The sequence below is a fragment of the Paenibacillus sp. 2003 genome (assembly GCF_031455635.1).
Taxonomy (GTDB): Bacteria; Bacillota; Bacilli; order Paenibacillales; family Paenibacillaceae; genus Paenibacillus; species Paenibacillus amylolyticus_B.
Genome location: NZ_JAVDTB010000001.1, coordinates 180071 through 197526, shown reverse-complemented (window position 1 = coordinate 197526; position 17456 = coordinate 180071). Strand labels below are relative to the sequence as shown.

Genomic DNA, 17456 nt, shown 5'->3' with positions numbered 1-17456 from the left:
TCTGACGCTGATTTAAATATAACACAATGTGTAAACTATAGCAAGGAGAAAACCTTGATTTTACGGCCTATTTTTGCGTTTCGATTCCCTTTTTTTTTAGTTTTTTGATACAATGATAAAGTGAGCATTTTGCATAAATACCATAAGCGTCTTCCAATCAGCAAGATATGGATCAGGATGATTTTTCCTGTCCATATCTTGTACCCGTGAGCGATTCAAATCGAATAATGCAAAATGCTAAAGTTCATGAAGACCCCTATAATCGCTATCCATCGTCTATGACGGAAATCGCATAGCGCTTCTTCTTTTGTTCACGTATGATTACTGTAATTCGACAGCAAAGGAGTACCCTGAAGATGAATGCACCTGCATTACAACCCCCTCTGTTGTGGGGAGATAAACGATTCCATACCTGGAATTATGAGATGCGTGATCAATTTAACAATAAGGTTTTCAAAGTGATGCTGGATGCTGGATTCACCTGTCCCAACCGCGACGGTTCCATCGCCAAAGGTGGTTGCACCTTCTGCAGTGCGCGTGGATCAGGCGATTTTGCTGGCAGCAGACGTGAAGATCTGGTCACCCAGTTTAATACAATTCGAGATAAACAGCACCTCAAGTGGCCTACAGCCCATTATATTGGCTACTTCCAAGCCTATACGAACACGTATGCTCCGGTTGAGGAGCTGCGCGAATATTTTGAAGAAATTCTTGAGCAACCCGGTGTTGTTGGTTTGTCCATCGCCACTCGCCCGGATTGTTTGCCAGATGACGTTGTTGATTATTTGGCTGAACTGAACAAACGCACCTATCTGTGGGTTGAGATGGGACTTCAAACGATCCATGATTCCACATCAACATTGATTAATCGGGCGCACGACACGAAGTGTTACGAAGAAGCGGTTGAGAAACTGCGCAAACGGAATATACGAGTGTGTACACATATCATATATGGTCTGCCTCAAGAGACACATGAGATGATGCTGGACACTGGACGGGCAGTTGCCAATATGGATGTACAGGGAATCAAGATTCACCTGTTACATCTCATGCGCAAAACACCGATGGTGAAGCAATACGAAGCCGGACTTTTACGTTTTCTGGAACAGGATGAGTACATCAAACTGATCGTAGATACACTGGAGATGCTTCCACCGGAAATGGTCGTACACCGTCTTACAGGCGACGCACCGCGTGATCTGCTGATTGGACCAATGTGGTCCATGAACAAATGGGAAGTGTTGAACTCCATTGATCGTGAGCTGCGAGAGCGGGATTCCTGGCAAGGTAAGTATTGGAGGCGAGCATAGATGGGCTTTCTTTCAGTTCTCAGCTGTGCGCATCAGTGGATCGCTTCCCGTCTGCAGCCAGGTGATCTGGCCATAGATGCAACGGTGGGTACAGGAGCAGACACACTATTTTTGGCACAACAAGTTGGCAGGCGTGGTCAAGTCATTGGATTCGATATTCAAAGTGAAGCCCTCACACTGGCACAGGCCCGGATTCGAAAACAAACCGACGAAGCCAAGCTTGGCTCCATCTCCTTGCTTCAACTAAGCCATGATCGAATGACAGAAGCGGTGCCAGAGTCATGGCTTGGTGCGGTTGGTGCAGTCATGTTCAATCTGGGCTACCTGCCTTCAGAAAGTGCAGATTCCTCCATCATCACCGAGACTGACAGCACAATCGCTGCACTCGAGGCTGCACTCACTTTATTACGTCCTCGCGGAATTATTACGGTTGTGCTTTACCCCGGTCATGACGGAGGCGCACAGGAAGCATCAGCCGTATTGGAATGGTCCTCTGCCCTGCCGGTGGAACAGGCACAGGTTGTGATGTATCGCCAATTGCAGCGAGAAACTTCTCCTTTTCTGATCGGAATCGAGAAAAAATAATTTCCTTTGTTCACCAAATACAATAAACTAGACACAATCGCAAGGCGAGCTATTAACGGCTTTTTCTTACTGCGATCTGTGTTCTACATCTACATATGCAAACGTATTCACTTGTTTGCTCATGGCGACTACATGCCCATGACTGATTAAAGCGATCCACCACTTCATATACTAGAGGAGAGATTACTGATGTCTACGCCATACCCATTACAATTCCAACCTGAATTCAAAGAACGTGTGTGGGGCGGTCGTGCGCTGGAGCAATTCGGCCTTACGCCCCCTGAAGGACATATCGGAGAAGGATGGATGATTGCGGATCATCCAAACGGTACAACCAAGGTATTAAATGGAGCACTTGCTGGCAAGGGTCTGGATGAAGTTCGTGAACAACTGGGCACCGAATGGCTTGGAACCAAAGGCGTTTCCGAAAAAGGCGGCCGTTTCCCCCTTCTGATTAAGCTGCTTGACTGCAACGATGACCTGTCCGTTCAGGTTCATCCAACAGACGAGTATGAGGCACTGCCTCCTGGCGAGCTTGGCAAAACAGAAATGTGGTATGTACTCGACGCAAAACCGGGCGCACACATCATCTACGGGTTGAATGAAGGCGTTGATCGGGCAACATTAAAAGAAGCATTGGAAAACGGCACGGTGATGGACACCCTTCGTCAGGTGCCTGTAGAAGCTGGTGATACGTTCTTTATCCCTGCTGGAACAGTGCATGCGCTCTGTGCAGGTGTCGTTGTCGCTGAGATTCAGCAAAACTCGGATACGACGTACCGGATATACGATTACAATCGTCCAGGACTGGATGGCAAACCACGTGAGTTGCATGTTGAAGACTCATTAAATGTCACCGCCTATGAGGGCGCAGGTGCCTCAACGATGAAAACAAATAACGCTACTCCTGGTGAATGGCTCAAGCTTGCGGAATGCCCTTATTTTGTAGTTGAAAAAGGTGTTGTGAATAAACGTTGGGAACTCTCCACCAATCCTGACAGCTTCACGATTCTCGTTGTCTGTGAAGGAGAAGGAACTTTGGAGTGGGCACATGCTGAATCAGACAGCATTGAATTGAAAGCTGGACAATGTTATCTCTTGCCAGCCAATCTGGGTTCTTATACATTAGATGGAAATACCACTGTTCTTCGCTCTTATCTGCCATAAATCAAGCTTATATGTAACCTGTGAAGGAGGAATTACACGAGATGCAGGAATCTACCTTTGCCTTGGTCGCTAGTGAAGGTACCCGTATTCATGTGTACCGCTGGCTTCCCGATCCGGAATGCAACGTTAAAGGTGTAGTGCAAATTGCACATGGCATGGGCGAGACGGCAGCCCGATACGCCGAATTCGCCGACATTCTTACCCAAAATGGCTATGCGGTTTATGCCAATGACCATCGGGGTCATGGCAAAACCGTGGAGAATGCCAAGCTACTTGGTAATGCTGGTATCGATGCCTTCCGCTGGATGGCGAGTGATATGATCAATCTGGGCGAAGTAGCCGCCAAGGAGAATCCTGGGGTGCCCCTGTTTCTCATGGGACATAGCATGGGCTCATTTTTGGTACAACATCTCATGTACGCTGGTCATGAGCAGTACCACGCCTTTATTTTATCCGGTACAAACGGCAGACGCGGTCTGCTCCGGTTTGGAGAGAAGCTGGCCTTCTTGCAATGTGGCATTCAGGGGGCTACTCATCCCAGCATGCTGCTCAACGCGATTGTGTTTGGTGGATTTAACCGCTCTTTCCGCCCTGCCGCGACACCGTTTGATTGGTTGTCCCGGGACTCACAAGAGGTTCAGCGATTCATTGATGATCCCCTGTGCGGAGCAGTCTGTACAGCAGGCTTTTTCCGCGACTTCTTCAAATTGTTGCTTGAAGTCCATCTTCCACACAATATGGAGCGCATACCCAAACACAAACCCGTATACCTGTTCTCAGGTGAGAAGGACCCTGTCGGACTTCATGGCAAAGGCGTTCTTAATCTGGTCTCGCAGTATAAGAAGCTTCAGCTGGAGAATATTGAGTATCGCCTGTATCCGGATGGACGCCATGAAATGCTGCATGAGATCAACCGAACAGAAGTGGCTCAGCATGTTGTGAACTGGCTAGAGCGGAATACCCCTGGATCGAATACACACCCTAGCCCGGTGAACCCTACTGAGACGGCTGACTCTATCTAATAGAGTCGGAGGCAACAAACCATGAGCAACAGCAAAAGAAACCCCTGGATCGGATGTGCAGCTCACGCTGCGCTCCAGTTCAGGGGTTTTCTTGTTGAACGATATGAATAATAGCTATAAACAAGCTTTATGGATTAACCTTCAATTAACAGAGATTCCGGGTCTTCAAGCAGTTCTTTCACGGTCACGAGGAAACGAACAGCCTCACTACCGTCGATAATCCGGTGATCGTAGGACAGCGCGATGTACATCATTGGACGGTTCTCCATCCGCTCTGCATCAATCGCCACTGGACGAAGCTGGATCTTATGCATCCCCAGAATACCCACTTGAGGTGTATTCAGAATTGGCGTAGACAACAAGGAACCAAATGTTCCACCATTGGTGATGGTGAACGTTCCACCTTGCAGATCAGATAACGCCAGCGTGTTGGAACGAGCTTTGGATGCCAGGTCCGCAATGCTCTTCTCGATCTCGGCAAAGCCCAGACGATCGGCATCACGTACAACCGGTACAACCAGTCCTTCCTTCGCAGATACGGCGATGCCGATATCATAATACTTTTTGAGCACAACATCTTCGCCATCAATCTCTGCGTTAATTGTGGGGAATTTTTTCAGAGCCCCCACAACCGCTTTGGTGAAGAAGGACATGAAGCCCAGGTTAATCTCATGTTTCTCTTTGAACTTGTCCTTACGGCGTTTACGTACATCCATGATCGCAGTCATATCAACTTCATTAAACGTAGTCAACATGGCTGCTGTCTGCTGAGCCTCTACCAGACGTTTGGCAATGGTCGCACGGCGGCGAGACATCCGCTGACGCTCCACTGGTTTGGTATAGGTAGAACTTCCAGCTGCCGGAGCACTTGGTGCTGCTGGAGCTTTACTCGCAGGTGGAGCAGCAGGAGCAGGCGCCTGATTGTTATGGCTCTTCACATCATCCTGGTATACCCGTCCAATCGGATCTTTGCTCTGAACCTGATCTAACTCGATACCACGTTCACGTGCAAGCTTACGAGCAGACGGTGAAGCCGTCTTGGCACTATCGGATGACTCCGGTGCTGCCGCAACAGGTGCTGGTGGTGGTGTTGGAGCTTCAGGTGCAGGAGCAACGGCCTTTTTCTCTTCAGCTGCTGGTTCGGAAGCGGGTGCACCGCTTCCTCCTCCAGAACCAGCTGAGAGTGTACCGATCGTTTCACCGATCTCGACCGTCTCTCCTTCCTGACGTATGATCTTCTCCAGCACGCCACTTTCTTCTGCGCTGATCTCAATATTTACTTTATCCGTTTCCAGTTCAAGAAGCACATCACCCTGATTAACGGTATCCCCTTCTTTAACCATCCATCTGGATACAGTTCCCTCAGTTATTGACTCACCCATTGCAGGTACTTTAATTTCACTCACAGCTGTTACCTCCCCAGTGGAATATTATTCTTCGTCGTTTGTTTCAACGCAGATGTAATAATCTGTTGCTGTTCCATACTATGCACAAGCTGATAACCGCTGGAAGGACTTGCGTGTTCCGGGCGACCTTCGTATCTAACGGTTGTGCCTTCCGGGGCAACTTCACGAAGACGAGGCTCCATGTATGTCCAGGCACCCATGTTTTTGTTTTCTTCCTGCACCCATACCAGTTCTTTTACATTGCTGAAACGTGCAAGTATACGTTTGATCTCTTCTGCCGGGAACGGATATAGTTGTTCCACTCGAATGATGTGAAGCCATGACCAATCTGCTTTATCTTTTTCAAAAGCATCTTCCAGGTCGATGGCAATCTTGCCACTGCACAAAATAATGCGCTCTACGCGATCCGGCTGTGTCCCCAGTCCAGCTTGCTCCAGCACAAGCTCAAACTTGCCTTCACTAAATTCGACTGCCGGTGAAGCAACACGCGGATTCCGAATGAGACTTTTTGGTGACATCATCACAAGTGGACGAGCATCTTCCGTTTCAGTCAACGAAGCTTGACGACGCAACAAGTGGAAGTACTGAGATGCACTCGACAAGTTGGCAACCGTCATGTTGTCTTCTGCACAAAGCTGCAGGAAGCGTTCAAGACGAGCACTTGTATGCTCAGGTCCCTGACCTTCATTCGCATGTGGAAGCAACATGACCAAACTGGATTTTTGAGACCACTTGGCACGACCCGCTGATACAAACTGGTCAAAAATAACCTGTGCACAGTTGGCAAAATCTCCGAATTGAGCTTCCCAGATAACCAGTGTATCGGGTGAATATACGTTATATCCGTATTCAAATCCAACAACGGATTCTTCAGACAACGGACTGTTATAGATTGCAAAGGATGCTCTTGCTTGTGGCAAGTGATGCAATGGGCAGAACTTGGCTCCATTCTCCGAATCATGCAGTACCAGATTCCGATGAGCGAATGTAGCACGCTCGGCATCCTGTCCACTAATCCGAATTGGCTTGCCATCTGCCAGAATGGTTGCAAATGCCAGTGTCTCCGCAAGGCTCCAATCCACTTTTTCCCCTTCGTTCAGGGAAGTGCTCCGGCGTTGCAAAATCCGCTGTAACTTTGGATACACATTGAAGTTCTCAGGCCATTTCAGCAGGTCCGCATTAATGCTGCGCAGATTCTCCAATGGTACGGCAGTAGGCGTAATCGTAACAGCTTCCGGCTCACTGATTTTCCGTTGGTAATATTCATGTACTTCATTTTTCTTCATCTGGTCATAAGCTTCTTTTAATTTGTTCGTTACTCCATCGCGAATGCTCGTAATGGACGCATCATCGATAATCGATTCCTCTTTCAACTGATCCTGATACAAGTGGCTTACCGTTGGATGGTTTTTCACCTTGTCATAAACGATAGGTTGAGTCGTTTCTGGATCATCGGTTTCATTATGGCCGTAACGACGGTAACCAATCAAGTCGATCAGGAAATCCTTTTTGAAACGATTGCGATACTCTGCTGCCATACGAATGGCTGCAATACAAGCTTCCGGATTGTCCGCATTCACGTGTACAATCGGAATTTCGTACCCTTTAGCAAGGTCACTTGCGTAATACGTTGAACGGGAATCACCGCTATCTGTAGTGAAACCCAGACGATTGTTGACGATAATATGGATGGTTCCGCCATTCTGATATCCTGGCAGAGCTTTGAAGTTAAGCGTCTCTGCAACAATCCCTTCTCCAGGGAATGCTGCATCACCATGCATCAAAATGGTAGCTGCCTTCGTTACGTCCTGCTTCGGATATCCAGGGTCACGACGGTCATCCTGAGCCGCACGTGCAAACCCTTGTACAACCGGATTAACGTATTCCAGATGGCTCGGGTTATTCGCCAGAGTAAGGCGAGCCTGCACAGTTTCCCCGTCTTTTACAAAACGGTTGGCACCCATATGATATTTGACATCCCCCGTCCAACCGTAGTTGATTCCAGTCGAACCTTCCGATGGAACCAAATCTTTGTTCGGAGCATGATGAAATTCAGAGAAAATTTTGCTGTACGGTTTGCCCAAAACATGAGCCAGTACATTTAACCGTCCACGGTGAGCCATCCCCATCAGAATGTGGCTTGATCCGGCTTCTGCCATGATGCGAACAGCTTCATCCAGCATCGGCACAAGCACATCGTTACCTTCGATGGAGAAACGCTTCTGCCCAACAAATGTTTTGTGAAGATAATCTTCAAATTGCTCGACTTCAACCAAACGTTCCAGCAAAGCCTTACGTTCTTTCGACGTAAGCGGAGCCGGTGATGTCCGAGATTCCGCGCGACGATTCAGCCACTCACGCTCTTGAACTTCGTGCACATGACTGAATTCGTAGGCCATGGGCCCAGTGTATATCTGACGCAAACGTTGGATTGCATCCCATCCGGTTGCTGTCTGTCCATCTGCACCTTCCCAGATCAGGGAAGCAGGCAAAGCTTTCAGATCTTCTTCGTTTAATTCAAAATGCTGAGGTTCCAGCAAAGATGTGTCTGTATCTTCACTGATTCCAAGCGGATCTATATCTGCAGCAAGATGACCATAGGTACGGATGTTCCATACCAGTTTACCCGCTGTAACCGCTTTCTGTAATAATTGAATGTCTACGCTTCCGGAAGCAGATTGGGCGTTGCCGGAATTCAAGGTTGTGCGTGCATCCCTGCCAGACATCGGCGGTGCACCCCATTGTTCAAATAGTTCACGATAAGCCGGTGTAACCGAACCAGGGTCTTGAGTGAATAATTCATATTGTTCCTGTACGTATCCCATATTGGGGCCATAGTAACTTTCCCAGGGCTTCTTGTTGCCTTCCACGATCGTCATCGACGTTCCCTCCGTCTTGATTTAGTCATAAGTTTTTGACGGAAATCATTGACTAAGCCGTAATTTGCGTTCGTTCAACATTTTAAGCGAAATTTTTCATGAAGTCCAATAATCGTGCTGTTGGTGGTAGTAACGTTAGTCCGACGCTCCCGTCAAGGTTTGTCTGCGTTTTCAAAATCAAAGTAAAACAATGATTGTATATACCGTCGCACAGATGTCGAATACTGTCCTGATCCGTTCGAAGGTTACACTTTCTCCTCTTCTTCAAGTGAAGTCCATGTTCTAATATCTATTCTATAAACTTTTACGCTCAGGAGCATTTCCTATTTTTAGTTCAATTGATGCATAAATTAGATGAATCGAATAAATCGATCAATTTGAGCAGAACAACGAACGCTTAATTACAACAAAATAGGCATACGATCTCCCATTTACCTCCTTAATTGAATTGTGGTCCATTATGTTCAAAAACAAACCGTCAAGTTAAACATTAACCATTTGACGTCACATTCAACAAATAATTGGGGTTTTCTTCAGGAGACCAACTGAAAAAGCTGGCCCAGACATAAATTATCCGAGCAGCTTCTTTGGATTCAGCAAATTTAAGTTAACAATAAAGTTGAGGATGCGCATCAAGCCGTACTTTGACTAATCATATACTCCGCAAACGGCGTTAAGGAAAGATCTCTAACCTGCTCCAGTGTAAACCAGCCCGCGCCCAGCGAATCTTCACCATCGGGTTCTTTTTTGATATGATCCGGCTGACTGGCTGTGGTCAAAACAACATCATACAACATCCCGATATGGTGCAGCTATTCCGGCTCACCTTGATACACCCATTCCAGTACCGTAGACTCCGCAGAACGAATCATCACTTGTAGATGGGTCAGGCCCGTCTCTTCTTCAATCTCACGATGAAGAGCAGTCTCTGGCTGCTCACCAAACTCCAGCCTTCCGCCTGGTAAATCCCATTGCCCCTGATATGCCCCGCGTGCCTTATGAATCAACAGGAATTTGTGCTCCCAAGTGACCAAACCATATACGCCAATATGTGTATGCCGATTCACTTAAGTACCCTTCCTTTCATCTTCATCCTCTATAACAGCATCCAGATCTATGGCCATACGGATCATGTCCACACAGCGAATACCATCCTCTATAATTTCTTCCTCATAATGCCTCACAAAGAAATCACGATCAACCCCGATAATGCGGAAACCGCAACGTTGGTATAACTTCAATTGATGAAAGCTGGAGTTGCCCGTCCCAATCTCGAGAATCCGGCAGCCCAATCGGCGTGCAGCTTCCATCGCTTCCTTAATCATGTGTTTGCCTACACCTTGTCCCTGCAGTTCTTCCTGTACGGCAATATTAACAATCTCCGCAGTCTCTGGGCGAGTCTTCAACAATACGAACTCCCCAACCATCTCTCCTTCATACTCGGCAATAAAACAAACACCCCGACTCAGGTACTCATCCACAATTGCTTTTGAAGGATCAGCCATCAATAAAAGTTCGTACGGTCGCTCTTCTTCCCAGTCCAAAATCCGGAACGACAATTTCATGCCAATCTCCACCTTTTCATCGTACAATATTCATTCTCGTTCTGTTTGCAGAAGCCTATGTATGGCAGATCTACAAATATATCTTGCTTGAGTCTAACAAACCTATCACCCAATCTATTAACCAACTACTGTACCCGATTGATTTTGATAATGACGAATAACCATTCCTGATGCTTTGGACATCCCTTGTTTCTCATAGAACGTCTGCAGCTCCGGATCACATAAGAGATCAATCATATAAAGATCACGAAGACGTTCAAACATGCGTTGAACAAGAGCCGTCCCGATTCCCCGACCCTTATACTCTGGGACTACTTCCAGTAAGGGGATATACGCGCTGAGAACACCATCAGAGATGGCTTGTATGAATCCGACCACCTTTCCGGTATCTTCATCAACAGCCAGTTCAATGGCATAGGACTTTTCCAGCAACTTTAGAAAAGTTGGCGTAGACGGCGGGTTTGGCCAACCATAAAAAAACTCCCATCTAGCTGTTCAAGATCTATATCTTCCAACTTATCACGAAATACGATCCCCACAGACTACTCATCTCCCATAAAAATAGTAAACTTCATTATATCATAATATCTGGATATAAATATATAGATATGGATGATACATTATGACCGATCATTAATTGAGAATTTTACATGCTGTATCCAACCTTCAATCCCCTTACCGGACTTCGCGCTGTTCAAGAACAGAATCGCTATACACCATAAATGTCTCTTGCAGTGTACGGCCGGACGACTTCTCCCAGATCACACTCCGCTCAAAAGTACCTTTTTGGAAAAAACGCGGGAAACGTTCAGCAAACCAATCCTGCATAGGCAGCTCAAAAACCCGCTTCATAGGCACCCATAACAGTTCGCCTTCTGGCGGATCTTGCAATAATTGACCCTCGAATGAAGTCGCCAAATAGTTAAATACCATGTACCGCAATCCTTGTTCGGGATCACAGAACTCATCAAGCCCTTTATACGTAATCTCATTGACCGCTAGCCCCGTCTCCTCCAGAACCTCCCGCACGGCACCATCCACGATACTCTCCGGAAAGTCTACCTTCCCCCCAGGAGCGATGTATCCCGGAAATCCTTTGCGATCCGGCCGATTCATTAGCAACACCTGATCATTCATTTTGTCCCATACCATACACATCGTTAATATCTCTATTCTAGTATCCATATTCGTCCTCCTGCTAACGTGCGCTTCTCTGCTGTACTCTAACATTTCTGGGAATAACCTGTGTTTTCCTTCTTTATTCCCACTCTGATTCATTGGTATTTTCACCTGTCTCATACTATAGTCTATGATGATATATATGCATACGAAAGGCGGACGCCCTGTACACCTGTACATCAGAAGCCCGCCTGTTTTGTGATATTCTATGCTGCTCTTTCCTCAGCCTGGAGTTTCCAGTTCTCAGTTCAATTCCGTAATCAACACCCGGCGTTCCTTCCATTCTGCCCGGCGATAAGCCTGTTGCATACCAAATTTGCGGATACTTGCCTTTGGCACCGATTTATAAGGCAAAACGATCGTAAAGTCCTCATCAAACGGGAAAAAAGACAGGCCTACTTTTTCATTGGATAACCACTCTGCCTGAATCGGTTGTCTGGAACAGGCATCAAACGTACAACTGAGCCCTTCTGCAAAAAAATCATAACGCGCAGCAGGTGTTCCAGGTTCCTCCATACAGAGAAACAGACTGAGCTGATCACAGAAAAGCATGATCTCCACATCACTTTGCAACCTCTGTTTCAGTGCTTCAGCATCACCACCAAGCTGTTTCTCCCAATCCAGCTGACGTTCGTGTTCTTGCTGCAGATAATCTCGGATGTCATCATCATCCTGAGCATTGGCCCCCAGATTTTTCTGAAACAGCTCCGTGTACATCAAGCTACACAATAATCCGGCGTAGAGGTTTTTCTGACGAACTTCTTCAATCCCTTTATGGTAGAATACAAAACGCGGACGCAATGGAAAGTCACGAAATGAATACGGCGATTGACTGTAATCATTCCAGAACGGAGATGAATCCAATTCAATCCAGCCACGGTCATGTTCCTTGGCCGCTAGAATCAATTCATCCCGATGCGCAGCATCGGCTAATAATTCATTTTTCCAGTGGGAAGCCATCTCTCCGGCTACTAATCCATGCTCATGCTGTGCGGTCAAAACAAAATCATGCTCTCTCTCATATACGATCATGTGCTGTCACCCTTCCGCATGGTATACGTTGACTTTAACATAAATTGGGTTAAACTTTCCTATAAGTTGTTTTTCGCTCCATTTTGACGAAAGGCATTATGAAATGCACAATGTAAAGGTGTTGTCAGTTTCCTGAAATTTGATACACTAAAGATTGTGTCCACAATTATATTACATACAGAAAGCGGGATCTCATGAATTTATACTCTCCTTACATCGAGTTTAACCGCAAGGAATGGGCTGAACTTAAAGAACATCAGACCACTCTTCCACTGACGGAAGCCGAATTAGAACAGTTAAAGGGATTGAATGAAGAGGTATCGATTCAAGAAGTCGAAGATATATATTTGCCTCTTACCCACTTTATTGACCTATATGCAAGAGTTTCACGAGAGCTGAATCGACTGACGGCCTCCTTTATGAAAAAAGAAGCTCTCCCCACCCCCTACATCATTGGAATCGGGGGAAGTGTTGCCGTGGGCAAAAGTACAGCGGCCCGCTTACTACAGGCACTGCTCGCCAGAGGTAAGAATAGCCCGAAGGTTGACCTTGTCACAACCGACGGTTTCTTATATCCCAATGCGGTGCTGCAAGAGAAGGGCATCATGAACCGCAAGGGATTCCCGGAAAGCTATGATATCAAATCCCTGATTCAGTTCATGGGTGATGTGAAGTCAGGCAAACCCGAAGTGAAAGCACCCGTCTACTCTCACCTCGCCTACGATGTGATTCAAGGGGAAGAGAAGCAGATCTGTCAACCGGATATTCTCATTATTGAAGGCATCAATGTACTTCAGATCAAAAAGGAAACGCCTTTGCTGGTTAGTGATTTCTTCGATTTTTCCATCTACATTGATGCAGAAGAAGAGCATATACGACACTGGTACGTTGAGCGTTTCAAGCTGCTCCGCAATACAGCTTTCCAGAACACGGATTCCTTTTTCCATCAACGATTCGCCAATATCGATGAAGAAGAAACCGTGCGTACGGCCAACCAGATCTGGCAGGATATCAATGCCAAAAATCTGCATGAAAACATTTTGCCAACCAAAGGGCGTGCCAGACTGATTCTGAAAAAGGAAGCCGATCACTCCATTGGGCAGATTCAATTGCGTAAACTGTAGACAACACTCGTGCAGTACACTTTGATGTTATAACTAATTACCCTTAAAAGGAGAGAAAAACACATTGCAAACCCTGATTATACTCGGCAGTATTATGATGTTCCTGGCTGTTGCTTTGGGTGCTTTTGGCGCACACGCGCTCAAGCGCAAACTATCCGCTGACATGATCAAAATCTATGAAACCGGTGTTCAATATCACCTCATCCACGGACTTGGCATCATCCTGATCGGACTGCTGGCAGACCGTCTTGAATCCTCTTCACTCGTCATGCTTGCCGGGTGGCTGATGTTCGCCGGAATCATCCTGTTCTCTGGCAGCCTGTACGTTTTAAGTGTAACGGGTGTTCGCAGATTGGGAGCCATAACCCCACTTGGCGGAGTCGCATTTTTGGCTGGATGGGTTATGATCATGATTGCCGCATTGTAAATATGTCCCATGGATAAACAGTAAAAGAGTGTTCTGGCTGATATAATATCGCTGGAGCACTCTTTTACTGTTTAATCTGTTTAATCTGTCCAAATTCTCCGAATGGTGGACATCCCTGCATCCGGTCGTTGTCTCTCCAGCACATACACATCCGGGTTAGACAGTTTGGCCCACTCTTCATAACCAAAGGATGGTTCATACTCACGAATAAGCAGTGATAACAAGTTCCCATGTGTAAATACGGCTCCGTGCTGTTCCGGTCTGCTCCACAACTCTTCCAGTAGTGCCAGCCCCCTTGCAGCCGCGTTTCTCGAAGATTCCCCGCCTTCTTCCACCCAATCCACATCATCATATGTACGTTTCAGTACGTCCATCCAGTTAGGCAGATCAAGAGAGCTAAGTATCCTCTCTTGGAGACGTTCATCCGTATGTATACGTTGCAGCGTTGCTATGCCCAGTGGCATAGCCGTCTGAACGGCCCTTTTCCATGGACTGGAGACAATATACGTTATGGAATGATGAGCCAAGATATCTGCAAGTTTTTCGGACTGCCTGATCCCTTCATCTGTAAGTTCTGCATGGGGTTCCTGCCCTGTGGCCTTGGCGTGACGGATAAGGTAAATGGACTGCATAGCGATCACCTCCTATGGTGTAACCTACATGGAGTTCTTCTCAAGATATTGGAGTGCACTGTACATCTTCTCCTGCTCTTCCGGTCGGCCTGATGAACTGAGGAAAGTGACTTGTTTCCCTGTTCTGTCTCCCTGTTGAGCCACCAGTCCAAGCCGCTGCTTGAGATGGTTCACCGTACCTGTACTGCCATCAATAATCTGTATATGATCGGGCAGAACCGTGCGCAGAATGGACGTATAGAATGGATAATGCGTGCAACCTAGCACCACTGTGCCATACCCATGAAGATCGAGATCTGCCAGCTTGAAGCGGAAATAATCAGCGATTTTGCCCGGATCAAAATCCAGCTTTTCACACCATTCCACAAGTTCCGGCAGCGCAATGGAATCCACACTGTGGTGATCATCAACACGCGATACCAGTTCGTTATACTTGGTTTGGCTCAAGGTGAGGGCCGTGGCAAATACAAGCACTCTCTTCCCACTATCACGATTCATCTCCACGGCTGGTTTCACCGCAGGCTCCATGCCAATGATCGGGATATCGTACTTGGCGCGCAGATCCTTCACAGCCAGACTTGTTGCTGTATTACAAGCAATCACGATTGCTTGAACATCCTCCTGAACGATGGCTTCCACACAATCAAAAATATGTCCTCTAACCTCATCCGCAGACTTGGTTCCATACGGGACATGCAGGGTATCCGCGTAGTACAGAAATTTTTCTTCCGGAAACTGTTGTAATGCCTGATGCAAAACGGTTAAACCGCCGATGCCTGAATCAAAAAAAGCAATTTTCTTAGTCAAGGATTTCACCTCTATAATGTATTCTTTCGGGTTCCAAGAACCTCTCAATGCTGCTCATGCTGACTGGAGGTGAGGTTTGTACTTCCGGCTCATCACACACTACAGTGCTTGACGGCTTGCGGGAACCATTCCGGTTACGGATCGTTCTTCTGATCGCTGTTGTCTCCAAATTTTCTTGAATAACCTTATAGATGTATAAATTCGGAGACAAAGGCGAACGCTATCGCTTCTTCAGAATCGATTCCGCCCCCTCCATTACTTCCGCTAAGTCAGGTACTATAGAGAAGATGACCCTTTATTCTACGTTCATTTTATACTGCCTGAGCCAGTCCTTGCCACTATGCCAATCCTCTACGGGGTTAAGCTCTCCGAGCAGTTCAGTACTGGCCTGAGCCATGATCCATTCTTTAAGACCATTATCCGGACTGGATTCGAGCTGCTGCAGCAGGAAAAGCAGTCCGGCCTCCCCCGTATTCAAAATGTCCTCGTAAGCCTCACGGTTACCAGCAATATAATCATTGGGATTACTGCTGGTCACGAGGACAGGGTCGCTAACCATCTGCTGCAACTTGCTTTCAATGGTTGCTGATAATGCTTGGTCTTCTGTCCGAGTCGAACATGCTACTACCGTCAAGGCTGTGCATACGGATAACAAACCCAGAATCAGTCCTCTGCGATTCACTGTGCCACTCCTTTCAACAATGAGTTAAGACAACAGATTCGGCTTTCATGCTCAAGCCCCCGGCCAACTACAGAACAAGTTCCCATTGTTCTTCGGTAAGCTCCTGACCTGACAACATCTGCTTGCGGACTTCCTTCACTTCAAAGCCCACAGATTGATATAATCTACGCGCGCCGATCAAAGACTCATTGGTCCACAGGATCACGGATGTGTAGTCCTTTTCTTTTGCAAAAAGAATTGCCTGTTCGATAAGCTTCCCGCCCCATCCTGCACCACGTGCTTCCGGTTCGATCAGAAACCAGCGAAGTTGAGCCGTATTTTCATTCACCTGAGTAAGTCCTATGGAGCCGGAAGCTGTCTGATCTAACTCTACAATCCATAACATCTCCCTCGAATGATTGCCTTTAAGTCCAAACGAATCCACCGCATGGGTGATAAATTCAGCAAAGCTATGATCATAATTATACTCATTTCGATAAATTCGAATATGCGCTTCAATGACATACTGCAGATCCTTTTGTACGAAAGTGCGGATCATCAGACATCACAGTCCTTCCTCAAATCTACAGTTGTGATACTGAAATCCACACCGAACTGAATTAATCCCAGTTTACGGGCAACTTGCTGTGAAGCGAGATTATCCCAAGATGTACTGTAGATTGGCATGCGTCCACGCTCCTTGACATAATACTGCCAGCACTTTACCGTCTCCGCTGCATATCCATGTCCTCTATAACCGGGTGCCGTATATAGACTCGCTTCCGCCCCATGATCGGAGAGTCTTGCGGAGCAGCACACTGCCACAGCAGAATCCCCAATAATATAAGCGGCAACAGGGCTTTTTTCATGCAAGTGGTCTGTTAATTCAGGGAAATGCTCTGCCAGCAAATAATGCTGCTCCTGACCAATCAACTGAACCTTATGATTCCACTCGTCAGATGACTCAGGAAAAGCATAGGCGGGTCCCATCCATACATGGTTAACTGGCTCAAAGGTTTCCACCTTGCGAATCAGTTTCGGAATATCCAACGGAAGCTCGCAATCCTTACCCAACTCATCCATTAGATCCGGCGGTAACTGCTCATGATAATAGATCAGTGAACCAGCAGAAGTCATGCCAATAAAAATGGCTGGAGCCTGCCCTCCCCCCGGCTCGTTAATGCTTAATAGACGCTGCTGCTCATTGATTGTATACAACGTGCTCGCCTGTATTTTCAACATTTCCATAGACGACAGGTTGGATTTTGGAACCATAACTATGAAGTTAACCTTTGCAATAATCGTTTGCCTTCACTGCCTTTACCAGCTTCTTGCTGCTCCAGAAAATCGGATAATTCACGTAAATCAGCCGGGCGATATCCAGCCCCGCACCCGCAATTATGATAGGTATAACCATGACGATACAGTATCATCACTTTGGTCCATTGTTTGGTATCATTTTGCTTGGGCGCCTGGAAATCCTGTCCCAAGCTAACCATAGACGTGGCACATTGCGGGCATTTATATTCAAGTTGTGCCACCACCTCAGGGCTCAGGTCATGTCTGGAAACTTGTTTAAATGATTTGCGACAATTGAAACAAACATAGATGTCTTTATATGGTCCTGACATGGCATATCTGCACATCGTCTGCACCCCCT

20 protein-coding genes are annotated in these 17456 nt (G+C 46.8%); 6 read left to right on the top strand and 14 right to left on the bottom strand.

The features are described from left to right. The first annotated feature begins 356 nt into the window (after positions 1 to 356). From mnmL to J2X75_RS01095, 4 genes are all read left to right on the top strand, one after another. Positions 357 to 1310 (top strand): tRNA modification radical SAM protein MnmL/YtqA, encoded by a 954-nt coding sequence (gene mnmL / locus J2X75_RS01110; RefSeq protein ID WP_310333809.1) that lies wholly within the window; start codon positions 357 to 359, stop codon positions 1308 to 1310. Beyond that, a complete protein-coding gene (gene mnmM, locus J2X75_RS01105) occupies positions 1311 to 1895 on the top strand; it encodes a tRNA 5-(aminomethyl)-2-thiouridylate-methyltransferase MnmM (RefSeq protein WP_310333806.1) in 585 nt (194 codons plus the stop codon). Between the two features lie 189 nt (positions 1896 to 2084). Further along, positions 2085 to 3062, top strand: a complete 978-nt coding sequence (locus tag J2X75_RS01100; RefSeq protein ID WP_307538333.1) for a type I phosphomannose isomerase catalytic subunit — start codon at positions 2085 to 2087, stop codon at positions 3060 to 3062. Positions 3063 to 3103: 41 nt separating this feature from the next. Continuing rightward, positions 3104 to 4084, top strand: a complete 981-nt coding sequence (locus tag J2X75_RS01095) for an alpha/beta fold hydrolase (protein ID WP_310333805.1) — start codon at positions 3104 to 3106, stop codon at positions 4082 to 4084. Positions 4085 to 4218: 134 nt separating this feature from the next. Here the strand turns inward: J2X75_RS01095 and odhB are convergent, their stop codons facing one another. The 8 genes from odhB to J2X75_RS01055 all read right to left on the bottom strand — a co-directional run bounded on the left by odhB (position 4219) and on the right by J2X75_RS01055 (position 12145). Next, a complete protein-coding gene (odhB, locus tag J2X75_RS01090) occupies positions 4219 to 5490 on the bottom strand; it encodes a 2-oxoglutarate dehydrogenase complex dihydrolipoyllysine-residue succinyltransferase (RefSeq protein ID WP_307538336.1) in 1272 nt (423 codons plus the stop codon). A 5-nt stretch (positions 5491 to 5495) separates the two neighbouring features. Further along, positions 5496 to 8369 (bottom strand): 2-oxoglutarate dehydrogenase E1 component, encoded by a 2874-nt coding sequence (locus J2X75_RS01085; RefSeq protein WP_310333803.1) that lies wholly within the window; start codon positions 8367 to 8369, stop codon positions 5496 to 5498. Between the two features lie 632 nt (positions 8370 to 9001). After that, on the bottom strand, positions 9002 to 9148 hold the full coding sequence (locus J2X75_RS01080; RefSeq protein WP_310333801.1) for a hypothetical protein: 147 nt from the start codon (positions 9146 to 9148) through the stop codon (positions 9002 to 9004). A 33-nt stretch (positions 9149 to 9181) separates the two neighbouring features. Further along, positions 9182 to 9436: an NUDIX domain-containing protein gene (locus J2X75_RS01075; protein ID WP_310333800.1), complete on the bottom strand. Its 255-nt coding sequence runs from the start codon at positions 9434 to 9436 to the stop codon at positions 9182 to 9184. Continuing rightward, a complete protein-coding gene (locus tag J2X75_RS01070) occupies positions 9437 to 9934 on the bottom strand; it encodes a GNAT family N-acetyltransferase (protein WP_091014876.1) in 498 nt (165 codons plus the stop codon). It lies immediately after the preceding gene. 117 nt (positions 9935 to 10051) lie between these two features. Further along, positions 10052 to 10366 (bottom strand): GNAT family N-acetyltransferase, encoded by a 315-nt coding sequence (locus tag J2X75_RS01065; RefSeq protein ID WP_310333798.1) that lies wholly within the window; start codon positions 10364 to 10366, stop codon positions 10052 to 10054. A gap of 243 nt (positions 10367 to 10609) precedes the next feature. Then, entirely contained in the window at positions 10610 to 11119 is a 510-nt protein-coding gene (locus tag J2X75_RS01060; protein WP_310333797.1) for an 8-oxo-dGTP diphosphatase, read from the bottom strand. A gap of 237 nt (positions 11120 to 11356) precedes the next feature. Continuing rightward, complete coding sequence (locus tag J2X75_RS01055) at positions 11357 to 12145, bottom strand: DUF3891 family protein (RefSeq protein ID WP_253506943.1); 789 nt, start codon at positions 12143 to 12145, stop codon at positions 11357 to 11359. Between the two features lie 194 nt (positions 12146 to 12339). Here J2X75_RS01055 and coaA point away from each other — a divergent pair, with 194 nt between their 5' ends. Continuing rightward, positions 12340 to 13269: a type I pantothenate kinase gene (coaA, locus tag J2X75_RS01050; protein ID WP_062833405.1), complete on the top strand. Its 930-nt coding sequence runs from the start codon at positions 12340 to 12342 to the stop codon at positions 13267 to 13269. A gap of 64 nt (positions 13270 to 13333) precedes the next feature. Beyond that, a complete protein-coding gene (locus tag J2X75_RS01045; protein ID WP_047842233.1) occupies positions 13334 to 13696 on the top strand; it encodes a DUF423 domain-containing protein in 363 nt (120 codons plus the stop codon). Positions 13697 to 13776: 80 nt separating this feature from the next. Here the strand turns inward: J2X75_RS01045 and J2X75_RS01040 are convergent, their stop codons facing one another. The 6 genes from J2X75_RS01040 to J2X75_RS01015 form a co-directional block, all read right to left on the bottom strand. Continuing rightward, on the bottom strand, positions 13777 to 14328 hold the full coding sequence (locus J2X75_RS01040) for a histidine phosphatase family protein (RefSeq protein WP_310333794.1): 552 nt from the start codon (positions 14326 to 14328) through the stop codon (positions 13777 to 13779). 24 nt (positions 14329 to 14352) lie between these two features. Further along, positions 14353 to 15135: a glutamate racemase gene (murI, locus tag J2X75_RS01035; protein WP_310333793.1), complete on the bottom strand. Its 783-nt coding sequence runs from the start codon at positions 15133 to 15135 to the stop codon at positions 14353 to 14355. A gap of 295 nt (positions 15136 to 15430) precedes the next feature. Continuing rightward, positions 15431 to 15817 (bottom strand): hypothetical protein, encoded by a 387-nt coding sequence (locus J2X75_RS01030; protein WP_310333792.1) that lies wholly within the window; start codon positions 15815 to 15817, stop codon positions 15431 to 15433. Between the two features lie 67 nt (positions 15818 to 15884). After that, positions 15885 to 16355 (bottom strand): GNAT family N-acetyltransferase, encoded by a 471-nt coding sequence (locus J2X75_RS01025; RefSeq protein ID WP_310333791.1) that lies wholly within the window; start codon positions 16353 to 16355, stop codon positions 15885 to 15887. Beyond that, entirely contained in the window at positions 16355 to 17014 is a 660-nt protein-coding gene (locus J2X75_RS01020) for a GNAT family N-acetyltransferase (protein WP_310333790.1), read from the bottom strand. Before J2X75_RS01020 ends, J2X75_RS01025 begins: the two co-directional genes overlap by 1 nt. Positions 17015 to 17073: 59 nt before the next feature. Beyond that, a complete protein-coding gene (locus tag J2X75_RS01015; protein WP_310333789.1) occupies positions 17074 to 17442 on the bottom strand; it encodes a hypothetical protein in 369 nt (122 codons plus the stop codon). Positions 17443 to 17456 lie beyond the last annotated feature (14 nt).